Origin of the sequence: Paraburkholderia sp. A1RI_3L, from assembly GCF_048957895.1 — a bacterium.
Lineage (GTDB): Bacteria > Pseudomonadota > Gammaproteobacteria > Burkholderiales > Burkholderiaceae > Paraburkholderia > Paraburkholderia kururiensis.
Map to the genome: position 1 here is coordinate 35,216 of NZ_JARCHA010000008.1, position 20,381 is coordinate 55,596.

At 64.0% G+C, this 20,381-nt stretch carries 17 protein-coding genes and 1 pseudogene; 4 read left to right on the plus strand and 14 right to left on the minus strand.

The features are described from left to right. Positions 1-14 precede the first annotated feature (14 nt). Positions 15-437 (plus strand): hypothetical protein, encoded by a 423-nt coding sequence (locus PXJ20_RS20910; protein WP_421031034.1) that lies wholly within the window; start codon positions 15-17, stop codon positions 435-437. 63 nt (positions 438-500) lie between these two features. Here the strand turns inward: PXJ20_RS20910 and PXJ20_RS20915 are convergent, their stop codons facing one another. The 3 genes from PXJ20_RS20915 to PXJ20_RS20925 form a co-directional block, all read right to left on the minus strand. After that, a complete protein-coding gene (locus PXJ20_RS20915; RefSeq protein WP_421031035.1) occupies positions 501-3,599 on the minus strand; it encodes an efflux RND transporter permease subunit in 3,099 nt (1,032 codons plus the stop codon). Continuing rightward, entirely contained in the window at positions 3,596-4,726 is a 1,131-nt protein-coding gene (locus PXJ20_RS20920; RefSeq protein WP_421031036.1) for an efflux RND transporter periplasmic adaptor subunit, read from the minus strand. The genes PXJ20_RS20915 and PXJ20_RS20920 overlap by 4 nt, the downstream gene beginning before the upstream one ends. A gap of 77 nt (positions 4,727-4,803) precedes the next feature. Continuing rightward, positions 4,804-5,421: a TetR/AcrR family transcriptional regulator gene (locus PXJ20_RS20925; RefSeq protein WP_026122002.1), complete on the minus strand. Its 618-nt coding sequence runs from the start codon at positions 5,419-5,421 to the stop codon at positions 4,804-4,806. A gap of 86 nt (positions 5,422-5,507) precedes the next feature. On the opposite strand from PXJ20_RS20925, the gene PXJ20_RS20930 reads away from it, so the two are divergent. Then, positions 5,508-7,013 (plus strand): efflux transporter outer membrane subunit, encoded by a 1,506-nt coding sequence (locus tag PXJ20_RS20930; protein ID WP_421031037.1) that lies wholly within the window; start codon positions 5,508-5,510, stop codon positions 7,011-7,013. Positions 7,014-7,484: 471 nt separating this feature from the next. Here PXJ20_RS20930 and PXJ20_RS20935 read toward each other — a convergent pair whose 3' ends face one another. From PXJ20_RS20935 to PXJ20_RS20960, 6 genes are all read right to left on the minus strand, one after another. Continuing rightward, a complete protein-coding gene (locus PXJ20_RS20935; RefSeq protein WP_421031038.1) occupies positions 7,485-8,168 on the minus strand; it encodes an SDR family NAD(P)-dependent oxidoreductase in 684 nt (227 codons plus the stop codon). A gap of 39 nt (positions 8,169-8,207) precedes the next feature. Next, positions 8,208-9,545, minus strand: a complete 1,338-nt coding sequence (locus PXJ20_RS20940) for an NAD(P)/FAD-dependent oxidoreductase (RefSeq protein ID WP_421031039.1) — start codon at positions 9,543-9,545, stop codon at positions 8,208-8,210. Positions 9,546-9,575: 30 nt separating this feature from the next. Beyond that, entirely contained in the window at positions 9,576-10,376 is an 801-nt protein-coding gene (locus PXJ20_RS20945; protein ID WP_421031040.1) for an amino acid ABC transporter permease, read from the minus strand. 88 nt (positions 10,377-10,464) lie between these two features. Next, on the minus strand, positions 10,465-11,274 hold the full coding sequence (locus PXJ20_RS20950; RefSeq protein WP_126876392.1) for a substrate-binding periplasmic protein: 810 nt from the start codon (positions 11,272-11,274) through the stop codon (positions 10,465-10,467). 69 nt (positions 11,275-11,343) lie between these two features. Next, positions 11,344-12,069: an amino acid ABC transporter ATP-binding protein gene (locus PXJ20_RS20955; RefSeq protein WP_421031041.1), complete on the minus strand. Its 726-nt coding sequence runs from the start codon at positions 12,067-12,069 to the stop codon at positions 11,344-11,346. Between the two features lie 46 nt (positions 12,070-12,115). After that, positions 12,116-13,438 carry an NAD(P)/FAD-dependent oxidoreductase gene (locus PXJ20_RS20960; protein ID WP_421031042.1) on the minus strand — a complete coding sequence of 441 codons (1,323 nt, stop codon included), beginning with the start codon at positions 13,436-13,438 and terminating at the stop codon, positions 12,116-12,118. 141 nt (positions 13,439-13,579) lie between these two features. Here PXJ20_RS20960 and PXJ20_RS20965 point away from each other — a divergent pair, with 141 nt between their 5' ends. Together PXJ20_RS20965 and PXJ20_RS20970 are read left to right on the plus strand one after the other, a co-directional pair. Continuing rightward, positions 13,580-14,491, plus strand: coding sequence for a LysR substrate-binding domain-containing protein (locus tag PXJ20_RS20965; protein ID WP_033351847.1), 912 nt, complete (start codon positions 13,580-13,582; stop codon positions 14,489-14,491). A gap of 418 nt (positions 14,492-14,909) precedes the next feature. After that, on the plus strand, positions 14,910-15,431 hold the full coding sequence (locus PXJ20_RS20970) for a DUF2867 domain-containing protein (protein ID WP_017777541.1): 522 nt from the start codon (positions 14,910-14,912) through the stop codon (positions 15,429-15,431). A 224-nt stretch (positions 15,432-15,655) separates the two neighbouring features. Here PXJ20_RS20970 and PXJ20_RS20975 read toward each other — a convergent pair. The 5 genes and pseudogenes from PXJ20_RS20975 to ssuD form a co-directional block, all read right to left on the minus strand. Next, positions 15,656-16,126: pseudogene (locus PXJ20_RS20975) on the minus strand (selenium-binding protein SBP56-related protein); the annotation flags it as partial. After that, the gene (locus PXJ20_RS20980; RefSeq protein ID WP_421031043.1) at positions 16,123-17,061 is read right to left on the minus strand and encodes an ABC transporter permease subunit; all 939 of its coding nucleotides are present in this window, start codon (positions 17,059-17,061) and stop codon (positions 16,123-16,125) included. The pseudogene PXJ20_RS20975 and the gene PXJ20_RS20980, both read right to left, overlap by 4 nt. Next, positions 17,058-17,858, minus strand: coding sequence for a taurine ABC transporter ATP-binding protein (locus tag PXJ20_RS20985; RefSeq protein WP_421032588.1), 801 nt, complete (start codon positions 17,856-17,858; stop codon positions 17,058-17,060). The genes PXJ20_RS20980 and PXJ20_RS20985 overlap by 4 nt, the downstream gene beginning before the upstream one ends. A gap of 22 nt (positions 17,859-17,880) precedes the next feature. Beyond that, a complete protein-coding gene (gene tauA, locus PXJ20_RS20990; RefSeq protein WP_126876398.1) occupies positions 17,881-18,915 on the minus strand; it encodes a taurine ABC transporter substrate-binding protein in 1,035 nt (344 codons plus the stop codon). Positions 18,916-19,038: 123 nt separating this feature from the next. Next, positions 19,039-20,166 (minus strand): FMNH2-dependent alkanesulfonate monooxygenase, encoded by a 1,128-nt coding sequence (gene ssuD, locus PXJ20_RS20995; protein WP_277599520.1) that lies wholly within the window; start codon positions 20,164-20,166, stop codon positions 19,039-19,041. Positions 20,167-20,381: the final 215 nt, after the last annotated feature.

Below are 20,381 nucleotides of genomic sequence, written 5' to 3' on the forward strand. Positions count from 1 at the left end.
TGCCGTGCAAACAGGTGGACGCCGTGGTGATGGCCGCGTCCCCCATCGACGCGAAGGTGGCAATCATCGCCTCCGGCGGACTGAGTCACTTTCTGTGCGAAGCGGCGTTCGACCGACAGACCATCGATGCCATCAAGAATCGCGACAAGGTCACGCTGACCAGCATTCCACAGCAATCGCTTTGCTCGGGGTCGTCCGAAATCCGCAACGGGATCACGATGGCCGGTGCCATCGGCGAACTGGAGTGTATTGGCGGCTTTATCGATGTGTCGATGCTCGATCCCGCCATCGTCACGATGGGCTGGATCGTGTCGAACCATGTGATCGCAGGACATGTTTCCGTACCGTCGTCGTTTCCTGAGTGGATGTCGGTGATGGAATGTGCCGCGGCTCCGGAAGTGTTTGCATCAGCCGGACGTACGCACGCTGTTGTTTGATGGAGAACCGGGCCGCAACGGCGCGGCCCCGGCGTGGCATTGCGGGCATGCACGTGGCGACGCTTATGCAACCGCTGTCTCGCTCTCCACATGGGGAGCCGGTGCATCGCCTGCATCGGGCCGGATCTTGAACCAGATCGAGTACATCGCCGGCAGAAAGACCAGCGTCAGGATCGTGCCCGCGAACGTTCCGCCGATCAGCGTGTATGCGAGCGTGCCCCAGAACACCGAATGCGTCAGCGGGATGAAGGCGAGCATCGCGGCGAGCGCCGTCAAGATGACCGGCCGGGACCGTTGGATGGTGGCCTCCACCACCGCATGGAACGGCGTCATCCCTTCGCGCCCGTTATGCTCGATCTGTCCGATCAGGATCAGCGTGTTGCGCATCAGGATGCCCGACAGCGCAATGAGCCCGACGAGTGCATTGATGCCGAACGGCTGATTGAACAGAAGCAGCGTGGGTACCACGCCGATCAATCCGAGCGGACTCGTCGCGAACACCATCATCGTGGCGGCAATCGAGCGCGTCTGGAAGATGATGATGAGCAGCGTCAGCGCAATCATGATCGGAAAGAGCGGCACGAGCGCCTTCGTCGCCTTGCCCGATTCTTCGATGGAACCGGCCTCCTCGATCCGGTAGCCCTCCGGAAGTTTCGCGATGATGGGTTGCAGCTTGGCCAGCATCGCCGTGGACACGTCGGGCGGTTGCAGGTCTTCCGCGATATCACCGCGCACCGTGATGGTGGGCGTGCGATCGCGACGGCGCAGGATCGGGTCCTCCATGCGGATATCGACCTTGCCCACCTGCGAGAGCGGCACGCGCTGTCCTGCCGAGCCGACCAGCGTGAATCCGCTGATGCGGTTGGGATCGAGCCGAATCTCGCCGGCCGATCGCGCGACGACTTCCACCGAACGGATGTCCTCGCGCACGTTCGTCACCGGGATGCCGGTCAGCAGGAACTGCAACTGCTGCGCAACCGAACTGGAGGTCAGCCCGACCGCCGCGAGCCGATCCTGGTCCAGCGTAAAGTGCACCGTGGGCACGAGCGGACCCCAGTCGGTATTCACGGTTCGCATCATGGGGCTTGCATTCATGACGCCTTCCACCTGCGCGGCGATGGTGCGCAACGTGCGGGCGTCCGGTCCCATGACACGGAACGCGACGGGATACGGCGAGTACGGGCCGAACACGAGCTGCGTCACGCGCACCTGGGCTGCGGGCACCAGCCCTTCGGCAACCGCTTCGCGCAGACGGAATTTGAGCGCCTCGCGCTCTTTCTCGTCATTCGTGCGGATCACGATTTTGGCGAACGACGGGTCGGGCAATTCCGGAGACATCGCCAGATAGAAGCGCGGCGCGCCTTGCCCGATGTACGAGGTCACGATCTTTGCTTCGGGCTGCTTAGCGAGCCATCCCTCCACCTTGCCCGCGGCCGCGGAGGTCTGCTCGATCGAGGTGCCATAGGGCATCTGCACTTCGACCATCACCTCGGGGCGGTCGGAGGTCGGGAAGAACTGCTTCTTCACCACGCCCATGCCCATCACCGCCACCACGAAAGCCCCCACCACGATACCCGCCACCATCCACTTGCGCTGAACCACACGCACGAGGAAGCGGCGAAAGCGCTGGTAATTCGGCGTGTTGTAGATCGCCTCGTGGCCGCCCTCGATCTTCGGAATGTCCGGCAACAGCTTGACGCCGAGATACGGCGTGAACACGACCGCCACGATCCACGAAGTGATCAGCGCGATGCCCACGATCCAGAACATGTTGCTGGTGTATTCGCCGGCCGTGGAGCGCGCAAAGCCGTTCGGCATAAAGCCCACCGCCGTGACAAGCGTGCCGGAGAGCATCGGCGCGGCCGTGTGGCTCCATGCGTAGGCCGATGCCTGCACGCGGCTGTAGCCCTCCTCCATTTTCACGACCATCATTTCGATGGCGATGATGGCGTCGTCCACCAGCAGCCCGAGCGCGAGGATCAGCGAGCCGAGCGTGATGCGGTCGAAATTCTTGCCGGTGGCAGCCATGACGACGAACACCCCGGCGAGCGTCAACGGCACGGCCGCCGACACCACGATGCCCACGCGCCAGCCCATGCTCACGAAGCTCACGATCATGACCACGAGCAGCGCGACGAAGAACTTGACCATGAACTCGTCGATGGCCGAATGGATGTTCACAGCCTGGTCGGTCACCTTCGTCAGGCTCATGCCGAGCGGCAGGCCCGTGTTGATCTTCGCCACTTCCTTGTCGAGTGCCGCGCCGAGGTTCAGCCCGTTCCAGCCGTCGCGCATGACGATACCGAGCAGCAACGCCGGTTCGCCGCCATTGCGTATCTGGAAGGTGGCCGGGTCTTCGTAGCCGCGCTCGACGGTAGCCACGTCCGAAAGCTTCAGCGTGCGGCCCTGCACGACGATGGGCGTGTCGCGAATTTTCTGCAGCTTGTCGAAGGCGCCCTCCACGCGAATGAACACCTGCGCGCCGGCCGTATCGATCGAACCGGCCGGCGTCAGGACGTTCTGGCCGTTCAACGCAGCGAAGATGTCCTGCGGCGTCACGCCGAGCGTGGCGAGGCGGTCATGCGAGAACGAGATGAAGATGCGTTCGGCCTGTTCGCCCACGATGTTCACCTTCTTCACGCCCGGCACGTGAAAGAGCCGCTGACGAAGGTCTTCGGCATCGCGCACGAGCAACCGCTCGGGCTGCCCTTTCGCTTTCAGCGCGAACAAGGCGAAGGTAACGTCCGAGTACTCGTCGTTGACGAGCGGGCCGATCACGCCGGCCGGCAAATTGCTGGCCTCGTCGGAGAGCTTTTTGCGCGCCTGGTAAAACTCTTCGGGAACCTCGCCGGGCGGCGTGCTATCCAGCAACGTTACCGTCGTGAACGCGAGGCCCGGACGCGTATAGGTTTCCGTGCGGTCGTACCAGCGCAGTTCCTGCATGCGCTTTTCGAGCGGCTCGGCCACCTGGTCCTGCATCTCCTGTGCCGTGGCGCCCGGCCATGCCGTGATGACCGTCATCGACTTGACCGTGAACGGCGGGTCTTCGGCTCGCCCCAGCTTGAAGAAGGCGACGATGCCGGCAACGGAGATGAGGATGATGAGGAACAGCGTGACGGACCGCTCACGAACCGCGAGGGCCGACAGATTGAAGCCGCTCATTGCGTGTCCCCTTTCTGGGCGACCGAAGCCGTGGCCATGCTGTCATCGGCCAGTCGCACCTTTTCGCCGTCGTGAAGCAGGTGAGCACCCAGCGCGACCACGCGTTCGCCTTCGCGAAGGTCGCCTGTGACCGTCACGGTATCTGTGCCCAGCGCCGTGACGCGCACCTTGTGCCAGGACGCGTGCGCCGGAGCGCCCTCGATCGTCCAGACGCCGGTGCCCGTGCCCGGGTCGAACACCGCGCCCGCCGGCACCTCCAGCGCGGCCTCGTGCTGGCCGCCCTCACCGGCCGGGCGCGGTAGATCGATGGTCACAGTGGCACCGAGCGGCGCATCGGCAAGCGCCCCGCCAAGAACGTACCTGGCCTCGTAGGTGCGCGTGAGCCGGTCGGCGGAATCCGAGAGCTGGCGCAACGTGGCGGGCACCGCCTTCTTGCCGGCGCCGTAGAGCGTTGCCTGCGCAATCGAACCCGCAGCCGGGCGCAGCGTTTCGGGGAGTTGCACGACGGCTTCGCGCGGCCCTGCGTGCGCCAGGCGCACGACAATCTGCCCCGCACTGACCACCTGACCCGGCTCGGCGAGGGTCTCGACAATCACGCCGTCGGCGTCCGCTACGAGAACGGCGTATCCCACCGCGTTGCTCGCGAGGTCGGCCTGTGCTTTCGCATCGGTGAGTTGGGCTCGTGCCGCGTCGGCGGCCGCCTTGAGTTGTTCGTATGTCGATGCCGAAACCGCACCCGCCGCCACAAGGCTGCGATAACGGGCCTCGTCGTCCGCGGTCTGCGTGGCGCGCGCCTGCGCAGCGTCGACAAGCTGCCGTTGCGAGCGCGCCTGCAGCCCAAGATCGATCGGATCGATGCGCATCAGGGGCTGGCCGCGCTTGACCGTCTGGCCTACGTCGACCAGACGCTCGATGACTTTTCCCTGAACGCGGAAGCCGAGATCGCTTTGGACGCGGGCGCCCACCACGCCCGTGAACGAGCGGCTCGCGCCCGGGGTCTGCTGGACGATGCTGGCGCGCACCAGCGGAATCTCGGTGCGCGGGTCGGAGACATGCCCGTCACCGCATGCCGCAAGAGCAAGCGATGTCAGGCTCAGTGTGTAAAGAAGATGACGACGCCGAAACATGAGGTCGCTCCTTGCGACGAGTAGGAGCGCTCATTCTGGTTCTAGTGACCAATTTAGTCAATGGTCACAGCAAAAATTTACGGAGACAGACTTCTGAGCACGAGGCTCGCGAGCTGGGTCGTCGCTTCCTCGGCGGAATCGAAGTTGTACTGGAGCAGTAACGGATTGAAGTAAGGCTTCATCACGAGAAAGATCGCGTTCACTGTTTCGTCGAGCGGTGTCTTGCGCTCGAATTCACCGGTCTCGCGGCCCAGCCGCAGGATGTCCGACAGCAACTGACGGATCTGCGCCTCGTAGCCTTTCACCGAAGGCCACGGCGACGCAGCGGCCACCGAGGCGATGTCGTAAAGCTTGCGATCCTGGAAAAAGAGTTGGCTGCCAGAGACCACTAATACCTTGAACATACGGCGAAATTTCTCGGTGGCGCTGGAGGCGTCGGCGACGGCTTCGTTCACGGCTGCGACGATGATCGCGAGGCGATTGGCGCAAATCACCTCGCCGATAGCCTGCTTGGAATCGAAAAATTTGTAGATGTAGGCCTTCGAAAAACCGATTTCTTTCGCGAGGTCGGAAACGGTGGTTTTCTCATAGCCATACCGGCTGAAGTATTCCATGGCGGCATCGACAATCTGCGCGCGCACCTCGTGGTCCGTGGGGCCGCGGGACGGCTGGGCGGGGGGGATGGGATTAGTCATACCTCAAGCTTAGCCTCTCAGACAGTGATTGACAACAAGTGACCATATTGTATATTAGTCACAGCGTTATCACTTTGAGGCTCATCATGCTTTCACGTCGCCCCGTCCTTCTTCTGCTGAGCGCCGCCGTGCTCTCGGCCTGCACGGTGGGTCCGGACTACCGGCGGCCCGATGTTCCGCTCGCGCAAAGCTACACGGCCCGGCCGTCCGCCGCGTCAGCGGGAGCCGCCGCAGCGGCTCCCGCGGCGAATCTCTCCGCCTGGTGGGAAGGGTTCGGCGACCCGCTCCTCGCCCGTTATGTTTCGCTCGCGTTGGCCCAGAACCTCGACCTTGCCCAGGCCGTCGCGCGAATCGACCAGGCCCGCGCGCGCCTCGGCGGCGCCACCGCAGCGCTGCTGCCCTCGGCGACGGTTTCGGGCTCCGCGGCGCGGGCGTACCAGTCCATCGATACGCCCGAAGGCCAACTGCTCAACGCGACGCCGAATTACCAGCGCCGGGGCAGCGAATACGAGACCGATCTCGAAGCCGGCTGGGAAATCGACATTTTTGGCGGACTGCGCCGGCAGCGCGAAGCCGCACTCGCCGACTATTCCGCGACCCAGGCATCGGCAGTCGCTACGCGGCTCGCCGTCGCTGCGCAGACGGCGGACATCTACGTTACGATCCGCGGCCTTCAGGCGCGGCTGGATATTGCCCAAAGGCAGGTGAAGACCCAGCAGGACCTGCTGGCGAGAGTCAGGCTCCTGTATGCGAACGGCGCCGCCGCCGACTATCAGGTCCAGCAGGCGCAAGGATCGCTCGACCAGGTTCAGGCCACCGTGCCGGTGCTCAACGCCAGTCTCGACGCGGCGATGAACTCGCTCGACGTCATGCTCGGCACGCCGCCGGGTACGCATCGTGGCGAACTCCTCGCAGCCGCGCCCATCCCGGATGCGCCCTCCATCTCCGATATGGGCACCCCGGCCGATCTGCTGCAACGACGTCCGGACCTGATCGCGGCCGAACGCCACCTTGCCGCCTCGAATGCCCGGATCGGTGCGGCGATCAGCGAGTACTACCCGAAGCTCTCGCTCTCTGCCCTCGCAGGCAGCGCGACGGCGGTGTCGGCCGGCACGCTCTTCACGGGCGGCGCCACGCAGGCGGCGGGGCTCGTCGGCTTGCGCTGGCGCCTGTTCGATTTCGGACGCATCAACGCCGAAGTCAACGAGGCAAAAGGCCAGGATGCCGAGGCGCTGGCCGGCTATCGCCAGGCCGTATTGCGCGCGAGCGAAGACGTCGAGAATTCGCTTTCGTCGCTTGTGAACCGCGAGGCGCAAACGACGATGCTGGAGCAGGCGGAGTCGTCACTGTCGAAAGCGAGAGACTCGTCGATGGCGGCGTACAGCAGCGGCGCGGCAAGCTTCATCGACGTACTGCACGCCGATGAAACGCTCCTGCAGGCCGCGGACTCGAGAGCGCAAGCCCAAACGGAATCGGCTCGCGCGGCCATTGCGACGTTCAAGGCGCTCGGCGGCGGATGGAGCCCGGAACCGCCCGAGGCGCACGCGTCTGCCGCGAGCGACGAAAAGAAGATAGCGGCGGGGGATCGCTGACCGCTTTTTGGAGGCGACTGGCCTCAACCGCCGACCGGCCACACGCTGCGCCTGTTGACGCTGCCTTCGGCCTGGAACGAGTTCATCTCGTCGTCGACGGGAGGCGCCTCGTGCCTCGGGTCGCTCTCCGGACTGAAGAGGCAGAATCAGAAAGGAGATGATGCGGGCGACCGGAGTCGCACATGACTTTTCCTCCGGCTTCGTGAGGCGCGACATCGAAGCAGACGATGTCGCGTTTCGCGGCAGAATCCGCGGGACTAGATCACCAGTTCTGTTATTGCACGGCTATCGGACCTCACGCGTGCCGTCGCGCGCGTAGCGCCCTCCAACTCGCGCTTGTTGAAGCCTTCAGGCGCGTCGCTCCTCGACGCATACGCGAAAAAGGAATTGAAAAACGCGGGACCGATCGATCGATCGCCCGCACGCACGCACGCAGGTTGAATTGCCGTCTGGCTCCAGCTTCCAGGCAGGCTAAAGCGTCTCCTCATACCGGCAATTCACGAGCAGCTCCGCGACGCTCGCGGTGTTCGGCAGTTCGATCGTATTGACCACGAGCAGCGCCAGATCCTGCGGTTGCGTCATCGCCTCGGGCGCAAGATCGGCGATACCCGACGCCATATCGGTATTCACGAAGCCGGGACACACGGCCGTTGCGCGCACGCCGTCGTCCCAACCCGCGCGGCGCACCGCGTGCGTCAACGCGACCATCGCGTGCTTCGACATCTGGTAGCCGACGTTCAGGTTCTTGACTCGCTTGCCCGACAACGACGCAAGCTGTACGAAGCGCCCACGTCCCGAACGCCGCAGATGCGGCAACGCGGCCTGCACAAGACGAAAAGGTGCGTGCACATTGATGTCGAATGTCTCCGCGAGCAGGGCATCGTCGCCGTTGTCGACATCGATCATCTTGCAGATGCCGGCATTGCTGACGAGCACGTCGAGCCGGCCGTATCGATGGATCGTCGCATCCACCCAGTTGCGTGCCGCCTGCGGGTCACGCGCTTCATAGGCGTGAATGAATGTATCGGCCATGCCCTCGAACACGCGCGGCTCACGCATGCCAAGCGAAAGCGCATAGCCTCGCCGCGCCAGTTCGTTTGCAATCTCGCTGCCGATACCGCGCGAAGCGCCTGACACCATCGCTACCTTTTGCATGCTCGAATCCTTGCGAAGCGTCTCGTTCATGCGGCCGGATCAAAAGCCCGCATCGATCGTGATTTTCGAACCATCGCTGAAGCGGCTCAGCCTGAACGCGTGCGTATCGACGAGCGGTTTGTCGTTGTGCACGATATCTGCCATCAGCCTGCCCGCGCCGGGCCCGATACCGAAGCCATGCCCCGAAAAACCTGTCCCGATGAACAGTCCCGGCACCTTCGCGACGTCCGAGATGACGGGAATCGCATCCGGCGTGACGTCGATATAGCCGGCCCAACGCTGCGCGATACGCGCGCCGGCCAGTTGCGGAAACACGGCGACAAACGCCTGCAAGCCCTTGTCGACATACGGAACGACAGGATCGGGATCGAGCGTGCGGATGGATTCGAATACCGTCGGCGCGTCCAGCGACCAGCGGCGCGGACGTTTCAGTTCGTCGAAGAAGCGCTTGCCGACGCTGATCTGCAATGCGCCCATCTGGCTTTTCAGCGCCTCGATGTATTTGAAGAACAGCCGGAACGAATCGGGCGTGAGGTCCGCATGGGTGCGCAGCCCATAGGCGACCGTATAGCCGCCGTCCAGACGCTTTCGAAACGCGAACTCCTCATTGTTGGCGCTGCACGTCGGGCCGCCTTCCAGCGGCTCGGTACGCAGCACCGAGGCACGCGTGAGCAGTTGCGGCAGATCGACGCCGAGATTGCCGCAGAAATAGCGTGTCCATGCGCCGCCCGCGACAACGGCGGCATCGCAGCAGATCGTGCCGTGCTCGGTGACGACAGCGCTGACGCGTCCGCGGCTCGTTTCGATGCCGCGCACCGCGCAGGGCGTGAGGATGCTGACTCCGCGTTTTCTCAGCGCGTTCGCGATGGCGGGCGCGGCCTTTTGCGGTTCGGCGCGCGCGTCGCCGGGCGTGAATATGCCGCCTTTGAACGAACGCGTCGCGCCCGGCAACAACGCGGCGATGTCGCGGGTATCGACCTCGCGCGTATCGAACGCATCGCCGCCAATCTCGCGCGCACGCCGCAGCCAGTCGCGATGACGTTCCAGCGTTGCGTCATCGTTCGATACGTAGAGAATGCCGCACTCGTTGAAGCCGGTTTGTATGCCGAGCTTCTCGTCGAGCGTGCGCCAGATCTTCAGGCTTTCGATGCTCAGCAGCAATTCGCGCGGATCGCGCCGCGTGACGCGCACCCAACCCCAGTTGCGGCTCGACTGCTCGCCGGCGATGTGGCCTTTCTCGCACAACGCGACGCTCAATCCTTTTTCGCTCAGCGCGAGCGCCGTGGACACGCCCATGATGCCGCCGCCTATCACGACGATGTCGGCGCGTTCCGGCAGTTTGATATCGTCGGCGACGATGTCGACTTTCGGTCCCATGTTCTGATTGATGTGTGTGAGGGTTCGTTATCAGCAGCGATGTTCGGCGGCGGCGGGCGCCTGCGATTGCAACGCCTCTTCGCGGCGCAGGCTGCGCAGTACGCGCGCGGATCGACGGCCGCGACGCGCGCCGGGATTGCTGAAGCGATTGGTCCAACGGTCGATGTGATTGATCGCATGCGTGAGCGGCACGGTGATCAGCAGATACACGAAACCCGCTGCCACCAGCGGCGACAGGTTGGCCGTATTGACGGCTGCGTTCTGGCCAATCGTGAACAGATCACGCTGCGACGTCAGCAGACCCAGGAAATACACGAGGCTCGAGTCCTTGACGATGGCGATGAACTGGTTGGCGAGCGCGGGCAGAATGCGTCGCACGCCTTGCGGCACGATGACGTGACGCATGCCGCTCCAGTACGTCATGCCGAGCGCCTGGCACGCGTACATCTGGCCGCGCCCCACGCTCTGGATGCCGGAGCGGAAAATCTCCGCGATATACGCCGACGAGATCAGCGCGAGCGCGACGATTGCGAGTGGATACGGATTCGGCCCGAACAGCGACAGCCCGATGGGCGCGAGGCCCTGGCCGACCACGAGAATCACCAGCGCGGCGGGCAGGCCGCGAAACACATCGATGAAGACCTGGGCAGGCCAGGTCAGCCAGCGCGTATTCGACACGGTCATCAGTGCCAGCACCATGCCCGCCAGAATGCCGAGCACCGTGGAAAACAGCGACAGGATCAGCGTGTTCACGAGGCCCGTGCCAAGCAGGCCGGGCAGCGAATCGAGCAAAAGCGGCCAGTCGAGAAAGTTTTGCAAGAAGGCATCCATCTGCGCTCTCCTGAAGCGTGTCCGACGTTGAAAAGCGACCGCACTCTCCCGCGCGCCCGTTGCTTACAGCGTTGGCGTGAAGGGTTGCCTACTTCATCGCGTACGGCGGAAGATCGGTAGGCTTCGGATAACCCGGATGGAACTGCAGATATAACTTCATCCACGTGCCGTCGGCAACGAGTTCGCCGATCGTCTTGTTGAGCGCAGCTTCGAGCTTCGTGTTGCCCTTGCGCACGGGAAAGCCGGCGGGCAGATTGACGGCGGAGATATCGAGCTTGTCGGCGATATTCGCTTGCGGATACTTGCTTTGCAGACCTTCGACGAGCGTCTTGTCGACGAAATAGCCGTCGATGTACTTGTTGCGCAATGCAAGGAACCCCGCGTTCAGGTTAGGAAAGCGCACGATCTGTGCGCCGGGCAGATAGCTGGCCGAGTAAGTGTCTTCGATCGTGCCTTGCACGACGCCGATGCGCTTGTCTTTCACGGAAGCAACATCCGCGCTGATCGTGCTGCCGGGCAGCGTGGCGACGGAAAGCAGGCCCGTCAGATAGCCGTCGGAGAAATCCACCATCTTCAGGCGGTCCTTCGTGATCGAGATCGAGCCCGCTGCGAGATCGATCTGCTGGTTCGCGACGCTCGGCAACAGGCCCGCGAAATCCTGCGCGCGAAAATCGGCGGAGAGCCCGAGCTTCGCGGCAATCGCGCGAATCAGCTCGACGTCGAAGCCTGTCATCTTGCCGTTGTCGACGTACGAATACGGTTTGTTGTTCGCATCGACGCCCGCAACGATCTTGCCTGGCGTCAGCGTGCCGACATCTTCGGCATGAGCCGCCGTTGCAGCGACGAGGCACAGCGATGTAGCGACAGCAAAGCTGCGTGCAAATTGAAGGAATCGCATCTGACACTCCCCAGGTAGAAACTTCGATAAACGAAACTCGCGCGCGACTTGGTACGACTCGCAAGCCGGCTAGTGAAGAATGCGCGACAGAAATTCTCTTGCGCGCTCGGAGCACGGCCTGTCGAAAAACGCTTCCCGCGTGTCGTCTTCGACGATCGCACCGCGGTCCATGAACAGGATGCGGTCGGCCACGCGCTTCGCAAAACCCATTTCGTGCGTGACGCACAGCATCGTCATGCCGTCCTGCGCAAGCGTGCTCATCACGTCGAGCACTTCGTTGACCATTTCGGGGTCGAGTGCCGAAGTCGGTTCGTCGAACAGCATCGCAACCGGGTCCATCGATAGCGCGCGTGCGATCGCCACACGCTGCTGCTGGCCGCCCGAGAGTTGCGACGGATACTTGTCCTCATGCTCGCCAAGACCGACGCGTCGCAGCAAGGCGCGCGCCTTGTCGGCCGCTTCGTCGCGGCTGCGGCCCAGCACGTTCCGTTGCGCGAGCATCAGATTGCGTTGCACGGTGAGATGGGGAAACAGTTCGAAGTGCTGGAACACCATGCCGACTTTCGCACGCAACTGGCTAAGATTCGCCACTTTGGCCGTGACGTCCACGCCGTTCACGACAATCTGCCCGCTTTGCACGGGCTCGAGCCCGTTGACGGTTTTGATCAGCGTCGACTTGCCGGAGCCCGATGGTCCGCAGATCACGACGACTTCACCGCGCGAAATGGTTGCCGAACAATCGGACAGCACCCGATGGCCCCCATACCATTTCGAAACCTTGAGCAATTCGATCATCGTGTTCCTCCCAATTCATGAAACATGGGTTGCCCGTGCCGTACGCTCACGACAACGCGTTGCGCACCCGGCCGCGCCACATGTCGTCGGCCTTGTAGAGCGCCGTGCCGAGCGGCACGGCAAGTCGGCTCACCATGCCGGCGCCATTCAGTGGGAACGTGCCTTCGCCGAAAGCGCCCGCATCGCGCTCGATGTCGAGCATGTGTTTCGCGATGCGATGTCCCAGATAACTCATCAGCGCGACGCCGTTTCCGTTGCAGCCGAGCGCGTAGTGGATGCCGTCGTGTGCGCCGACGTGCGCGAGCTTGTCGTGTGTCATCGCGACATAGCCCTTCCATGCGTGTGTGATCCGCATGTCGCGCAACGCGGGCCATAACTGCACCAGCTTCGCGTAAAGCCTTCGCGCGGCTTCGCGTTCGTTCAGTTCACGAATAGAGGGGCGCGAGCCGAAGATCATGCGCGTGCCATCGGGCGATGGGCGCGTATAGAACAGATTGCGCTTCGAATCGCTGATCATGCGGCGGCCGGGATTGAGCGCATCCATCAGACCTTCGGGCAGCGTTTCGGTGGCGATCTGATAGCTCGCAACGGGCAGCACACGCCGCGCAAAGAATGGCAGCAGCGCGCCCGTGTAGCCGTTGGTCGCCACCAGTACGCGCCGTGCCTCCAGCGTGCCGCGCACGGTATGCACGCGAAACTGCGCGCCGTCCCTTTCGATGCGCTGCACCGCCGCATGCGAATGCAGTGTCGCGCCGCGCCGCCGTGCGAGATCGCGCAGCGCGCGATGATATTTCGCGGTGTGCAGCCCACCATATTCGTCGACGAGAATGCCGCCGTAGTAGTAGTCCGAACCGATGATTGCGCGTTGCGCATCGCGTTCGATCACATGCACGGTCACACCCGTCTTGTCGTGCAGCAGTTGGCCCTGGCGGCGCAAGACGTTGAAATGCGCGGGTGTGTACGCGCCGAAAAAGCGGCCTGTGATGTTCAGATCGGCGTCGAGCGATTCATGCGCAACGAGCCGCTTCAGATAATCGAAGCTTGCCATCGATTCCTGCATCAACCGCGTGAGCCGGTCGGCGGACACGCCGCGAATCGCGTTGGTCAACGCAAGTTTCTGTCCGCTCGACACCATGCCGCCGCTGCGCGTGCTGCCGCCTGCGCCGATTTCGGCCGCATCCAGCACGGCGACGCGTGCGCCATGAAGCGCCGCTTCAGCCGCCGCCGACAGTCCGCAATAACCGCTGCCGACGATCGCGACATCGACGTTCGCCGGCAAGGGCGCGGCCGACGTTTCGGGCGGCGCGGCTTCCCACCAGTAAGGCGTGCAGCTGAACGTCTGGTGAAACAGCAAGGCATCGGGGCGCATGGATGAAGATCTGTAAGCTCGACGTGAGGCCAGTCTAGGTCGCTGCAAATCATCCGGTCAAATAGCGACAAAAACGTCTTCTATTCATTTCTGATATGGCAAGCTGTCGCCTTGTGCATGCTGCGTTGCATCGGAGAGTGCATGAATCTCAGGCAAATTGAAGCGTTTCGGCTCGTCATGCTGCGTGGCTCGATGACGGCGGCAGCGGAAGAACTCGGCACGTCGCAACCGAGCATCAGCAGGCTGATTGGAGAACTGGAGGCCTCGACGGGATTGACGCTGTTCGTGCGCAACGGCGGGCGCATCCGCGCGACAGATGCGGGCAGTGCCTTCTATCGCGAGGTGGATCGCAGCTTCGTCGGGCTCGAAAAACTCGGGCATTCGGCTCGTGAGATCCGTCAGCTCGGCAGCGGGCGCTTACGCATCGTCGCGGCGCCCGTGCTGGCGCTGTCGTTCCTGCCGACGGTGATCGAGCGTTTCCTCGAGGTGTATCCGCACGTAGCGGTGTCGCTGGAAATGCGCAGCGAAGGCACGATCCAGCGCTGGGTGTCGTCGGGACATTGCGACGTGGGCTTTGCGACGGCGACGCCCGATGCGTTCGGTGTGACGAGCGCCGAACTGTATCGTCTGCCTGGGCTATGCGCGTTGCCGGCGCGTCATCCGCTGGCGGCGCGGGAACGTATTCAGGCCGCGGATCTGCGCGGCGAACGGCTGATCCTGCCGTCCTATGCAGACGATACCCGCACGCCGCTCGATCGCGCGTTGCGGCCCGCAGGCGCCGATCAGGTGCCTGCCGTCGAAACGCCGTACGGCGCGACAATCTGCGCGCTGGTGTCGCGCGGCGTGGGCGTCGGCATCGTCAATCCGTTGGCGGCGCTCGAAGCGGACCGTCGGCGTATCGTGTTTCGTCCATTCGTGCCGGAGATTCTTTTTCGCGGCTTCATTCTGTGCCCGCAATTGCAACAGGCCAATCCCGTCGTCGAGAATTTTCTGCAGCTCGTCCACACCACGATGAAGCGCGAAATGGCCACGCTGGGCGTGAAGGCTGGCTGAACACGTCCACGTTGCCCTGTTTTTCAGTACCGTTCGAATACCGCCTGCAACGTCGCTACGTCATCGTCATCAGTTTGCGTCAGTGCGAGCGTGAGAGCGTGCAGGCACTATTCGTAAGGTTTGCGCAATGGACCAGCATCAGTACGGAGAAGGCTAAAAGGTGGGCTGCCCCGGAGGGGTGATCCGGTCCAATGTTCCCGGTCGGACGAAAGCGGCGTCGATCATCATATGGAGACCATCCGTTTTTCGCCAATGTCGACTCGCAGATGCGCAGCCACCGGATGAATGTTTTGGCATTGTCCATTGCCGGATCGCCGCCATCGGTTCGGCTTCCGCTTCAGCGGGAATATGTCACGCTAATTTGGACCGCGTTCGCTTGGGTCGCGCTGGGGGAAATTTGAACGCATGGAGAGTGGGCATGCAGACGAATTCGAAGAAAGCTGAACAGGTCGGCCTGCCGGCGACCTCACGGCTGAGCCGGTCGTACGGCAAGGCTGATTTTGCCGACGCATTCTCGGTGGACTTGCCGGCGACGGCCTGCAACGACGCAGAGTCTCTCGCTCGACACATCTTTGGCGGGCAACCCGGGTGGATCGCGATTCTGCAGGGAGTTCGTGACGTTGCCGTATGGCCATTCGGACTTAAAAAAACGGTCGATCTGAAAATCGCGAAGGACGACCGGCTAAGCATTTTCCGCGTGTTCGAACGGCATAAGGACGAGATCATTCTCGGCGAGGACGACAGGCATCTTGATTTCCGTGTGTCGGTTCTCGTGCAGCCCGCATCTGAGGACCGCCCCCAGCGCCTGATAGTCACTACGCTTGTCTTCTACAATCGTCTGCTGGGCCGGGCCTATCTTGGCCTTATCGCTCCTTTCCATCGCCTCGTCGTGCGAGCCTCGCTCGACCGGGCACAGCAACTCGGATGGCCCGGCCGGTAGCAACGATTCATTAACTCTCCTTCCAGCGGGCCGTAGATCGCCAGACCTCAAAGTGGGGGGTTCCTGAGAGCAGTCAGGACCAGAGGTAGCTGTCCATTCGCGAAGAAGCCACCCCATCGCGGGATTCGCGCCATGAAAGACCCCGCTGCCGATCACGGCAGCCCAGATGGTCCAGTTCGCGTCGAACAGGCCGCTCATCGCGCACTCGGCACGTTCACAGCGGTTCAGGGGTAGCAGTACGAATCGGACGAACAGTTACCGCCCTCCAGCCGGATCTGGGGCGGCGGGTGCGACTTCGGCCACTCGAGCAGGAAGCAGTCGTCGAGCGAAAGGGCGATATCCGTGACGAGAGGCGGCACGGCCGCAAACCTCTTGAGCATGGGCGGAAGCCGTTCAGGGTCGGCCGGCTCGGCGGGAATCTCGATGATCTTGCGCGCCGCCCAGCGGTCGCCGTCCAGATACCACTGCCAGATCGACGCAGAGAGGTCCTTCAAACGGATGACGGAGTTCACGAAGCCACAGGGCCGCGTGGGGTTGTGCGCGGGCCGCAGTTCGCACACAAGCTGGTTTTCCGCGCCGAAATCGAGCACCGGCTTGTGCTGCCGCGTATGCAGATCCCAGAAATGCAGGCGGTGGCCGTACTGGCCGCCGAGCAGCACCTCGGGAACAAGACCGTTTTCGACGCTCGCCGTCAGACGCGCCCCTTCCACGGCACGAGGCGCCGCTCCAGCGCCCGCATTCCAAGATCGAAGAGCCACGCAATGGCGCCGATCAGCACGATGCCCATCACCACCACGTCCGTGCGCAGGAAGCTCGACGCATTGAGCACCATCTGGCCGAGGCCCGCCGTGGCCGCCACCATTTCGGCGGCGACCAGCGTGGTCCAGCCGAAGCCTGCCGCAATGCGCAGGCCGGTCAGTATCTCCGGCAGCGCCGCGGGCAACACGACGTGGCGCACGATCTGCGCGAAGCTGCCGCCCAGCGAGTACGCCGCGCCGATCTGCTCGGCCGTCGCGCTGCGCACGCCGGCGCGCGCGGCCAATGCGATCGGCGCGAAGCAGGCGAGATAGATGACGATGATCTTGGCCGTCTCGTCGATACCGAACCAGATCACCACGAGCGGCAGATAAGCGAGCGGCGGCAGCGGCCGGTAGAACTCCAGCGGCGGATCGAGCAGACCGCGCGCGACGCGGCTCACGCCCATCAAGATGCCGATGGGCACGGCCGTGATTGCGGCAAGCGCGAACGCGCCGAACACGCGCACCGTGCTCCACGCGAGATGCGTCGAGAGCGGCAGGCCGCCTTGAATGCGGCCGTGCCACGCGTCCGCAAAAGCGCGCAGTACGGCTTCGGGCGTGGGCAGAAAGAGAGGCGGCAGCCAGCCGAGATGAGTGGCGAGCCACCATGCGAGCGCGAGTGTTGCAACGGAGGCAGCGCTCAACGCCAGCGTCGGACCTTCGCCGGGCAAACGCCATGCGGTCGAGCGTCGCCGTGCGGGCCGCAAGCGCCAGAAGTTCGCCGCGCGCCGCGCAGGAACGTCGCGGTCCTGCACGTGATCGGCATGCGCCCAACCTGCCTGCCCACGCGTGGCGAGCGTCACGTCGCCCGCGCGTTCGTTCGAAGCACTCACCACGCGCCCTCCTCCTGCTTCACGCCGGCATGCAGTTCGCGCACCAGCCGCTCGCGCCACGCGATGAATTCGGCCGACGACTTCACCGCCCGCGCATCGCGCGTTTCCAGATAGCGGCGTGCGAACGGAAGCGTATAGCTGTGCGCGATACGCCCGGGCCCCGCCGTCATCACGACGAGGCGCGTCGCGAGAAAGAGCGCCTCTTCGACGCTGTGCGTGATGAAGAACACCGTCTTGTGCGTGCGGTCCCAGACGTCGAGCACCAGTTCCTGCATCGACTCGCGCGTCATGGCGTCGAGCGCGCCCATGGGCTCGTCCATCAACAGCACACGCGGATTGCTTGCAAGCGCGCGCGCAATGCCCACGCGCTGCTGCATCCCGCCCGAGAGCGTATAGACGCGGGCATGGGCCTGTCGCTCGAGTCCGACGAGCGCGAGCATCTCGCGCGCCCTGCGTTCGCGTTCCGCCTTCGGCACGCCCTGAAAACGCAGGCCCAACGCCACGTTGTTGAGTACGTCGAGCCACGGCATCAGCGCGTATTTCTGGAACACCACGCCGCGATCCGCGCCGGGCCCGTTCACCGGCTGGCCGTCAATCAGCACCTCGCCCTCGGTCGGCGTAACGAAGCCCGCGATGCAGTTGAGCAGCGTGGTCTTCCCGCAACCCGACGCGCCCAGTGCCACGACGAATTCGCCGGCCTCGATACGCAGATCGACGTCCGCCAGCGCCATCGCTCCCTCGCCTGTGCGCGGGTCGCCATAGGCCACGGCGAGGCCGCGAATCTCCAGCATGCTCACGGTGTGCTCCATGAAGACGCGTTCAATGCGCCACCGCCCGTTGCACGAACTGCGGATCGACGCCGATCGAGTAATCGGGCAACACGTTCTGGATAGTGCCTTGCGTCTTCAGGAATGCCGCCGTCGCGGCCAGCGACTTCGCCGCGCCCGACTGTGCGCCGCCGCCCAGCCACGCATTCGAAGCCTGCTCCGCGGGCGACGGAAACGCGTAGAGCGCAAGGCTTGCGGGCACTTCGTCGGCATTGGCGCCCGACTCCTTCGCCACCGCGGCAACCTGCGGCGAGGCCGCATCCCACGTGTTGCGATGGGCGCGATAGTTCTCGTCCGCGGCGGCCAGTACCTTCACGAAACGCGTCATGAATTCGGCGTTGCCCTTCGCGAAGCGCCGGTCGACGACGAAGCCGTCGAAGGTCGCCTTGCCCGTGGACTGCGCTACCTGGCCCGACGTAATCAGCACCTTGCCGCTCTTCTTCACCTTGGCGAGCACCGGGTCCCAGATGTACGTGGCGTCGATGTCGCCGCGCTCCCACGCCGCGGCCACTTCGGGCGGACGCAGGTTGACGATCTTCACGTCGGCGGGATTCACGCCGGCGTTTTGCAGCGCGACCAGCGTATGGAAGTGCGAGGTCGAAACGAACGGCACGCCGATCTTCTTGCCCTTCAGCTGCGCGAGACTCGTTACGCCCGAGCCGTTGCGCACCACCAGCGCTTCGGCGTCGTTGATGTTGTCGAGAATCCAGAAGAGCGAGATATCGACACCTTGCGAGAGGCCCGCCGCAACCGGACTCGAACCCGCCTCGCCCAGTTGCACGGAGCCCGACGCGAGCGCGCGAATCACGTCGGCACCGCTCGCGAGCTTGCGGTACGTGACCTTGTAGCCGGTCGCCTTCTCCACTTCGCCGGTGGCCTGTGCATAGCGCCACGGCACCACCATGTCCTGGTAGGCAATCACCACTTCGCGCGTGTCGGCTTGCGCCGCGGTACTCAGGAAAGCCGGCAAGACAACCAGCGAAGCGAGCGCACCCGCACGCAGCAGGGCACGGACAATACGGTTCATCAATTCACTCCGGAAAATAGGTACAGGCGTGCAGGCCGTCGATTATGGACGGCTGCACGCGCAGTGCTTCTAACTTATTGTCAGTTGCTAATCAGCCCGCGAGGCGCCGCTCGCGGTGCCCCGTCAGGAAGCCGAGGCCGCACGCACGTCGAACGCGCCCCCGGTCTGAACGCCGCCGGATGTCGTCACGGGCTTCTTGCCCGGCAGCAGTGGAAACACGAGTTCTGCGAAACGCCAGGCTTCTTCCAGATGCGGATAGCCGGAGAGCACGAAACGCGTCGCGCCGAGCGCCGCATATTCTTCGAGCCGTGCGGCCACGGTAGCGGGGTCGCCCACCAGCGCGGTGCCTGCGCCGCCGCGCACGAGGCCCACGCCCGCCCACAGGTTCGGGCTGATCTCCAGCCGGTCGCGGCGCCCGCCGTGCAGTTGTGCCATGCGCCGCTGGCCCACCGAATCCATGCGCGCGAAATTCTGCTGCGCGCGCTGGATGTCTTCGTCGCTCAGCTTGCTGATGAGTGCGTCGGCTGCGGCCCATGCTTCCTCGTTCGTCTCTCTCACGATCACGTGCAGCCGCACGCCGAAGCGCACTTCCCTTCCGTGTCGCGCAGCACGTGCGCGCACGTCCGCAAACTTCTGCGCCACGGCGTGAGGCGGCTCGCCCCAGGTCAGGTAGGTATCGACGTGTTCCGCGGCAATCTCGTGCGCCGCGGGCGACGAGCCGCCAAAGAAGAGCGGCGGACGCGACTGCTCCGCGAGCGAGAGGTGATTCTTCGCCTTCTCCACGCGGATGTACTTGCCCTCGAAATCCACCTGCTCGCCCGCGAACAGCCGTCGCCACACCGTGAGGAATTCGTCCGCGTGGGCATAGCGTTCGTCGTGGTCCAGAAAGATGCCGTCCGCGGCAAGCTCCGTCGCGTCGCCGCCGGGCACGACATTGAGCAACAGACGTCCGCCCAGGGCCTCGTCGAGCGTGGCGGCCTGCCGCGCGGAAGCCGTGACGTTGCCGAGCGAAGTGCGCAACGCGACGAGCAGCTTGATGCGCCGCGTGACGGGCGCAAGGCTCGCCGCCGTCACCCATGGATCGAGGCAACTGCTGCCGGTTGGAATCAGCAGGCCGTCGTAACCGAGTTCCTCGGCGGCCACGGCGATCTGCCGCATGTAGGCGTTCGAAGGCGCACGCCCCGAATCCGATTGACCCAGATAGCGTGTGTCGCCTGACGTCGGCAAAAACCAGAATATGTCGAGACTCATGAGGGGCTCCCCGAAAGATGTTGGGCGCCTCCCACACGGGGAGGCGGTTCGGAGGCCATTAGATCAGCGGCAGGTAATGCGCCCTACTAACGATGTGGAAAATGCATATTCCGTGGGGCACGTAGGGCCGTCATACGGGGCTCGGCGGCCTCGTGCGGCGTATCGTCGCGCACTGACGGCCCGTTGCGTTCGTCGTCTTGTCGCGAACGGCGCCG